At 69.5% G+C, this 522-nt stretch carries 1 protein-coding gene; it reads right to left on the reverse strand.

The window, feature by feature from the left end:
• A partial coding sequence (locus J7528_RS24210) for a TolC family protein (protein WP_291879951.1) occupies positions 1–442 on the reverse strand: 442 nt, incomplete at its 3' end.
• Positions 443–522 lie beyond the last annotated feature (80 nt).

Consider the following 522-nt stretch of genomic DNA (forward strand, 5'->3'; position numbering starts at 1 on the left):
AGCCACCGGTGGCCTCGGCCTCGTAGAGCGATCCGTCGCGGTCGAAGCCGGGCGCCGAGGACGATAAGCGGCCGGTAGGCGTCTGGGTCGAGATATGGGCTCGGGCCGCGCTCGCCTGGACGCCGCCGGACGGCAGCAAGGCTGCGGTGGCCGCCGACAGCCCTGCCCGCGCCTGGGTCACTCGGGCGGCGGCCTGGGCCAGGTCAAGGTTCTGGGCTAGGGCGCGGTCGACCAGGCCGTCGAGCACCGGATCGTTGAAGCCTTTCCACCAAGCCGATTGGTCGACCGGCGCGGGCGGGGCCCTGCGCTGGGCCACCGCGTTCGCGCCGATGAATGTCCCGGACACCATCGAAGGCGGCGCGACATAGTCGGGGCCCACGGCGCACCCGCCGAGGGTGACGCCGGCCAGGGCCAGCAGAGCCAAGCTCGAAACCGATCGCATCGCGACCTCCTCGTGACGCTCACCTTGAGCATGTGACCATATGCTAATTTGGTCACTCGTTGTCAATCGCGATCCTGGAT

The organism is Caulobacter sp., assembly GCF_017744445.1.
In the GTDB taxonomy this organism is placed as follows: domain Bacteria; phylum Pseudomonadota; class Alphaproteobacteria; order Caulobacterales; family Caulobacteraceae; genus Caulobacter.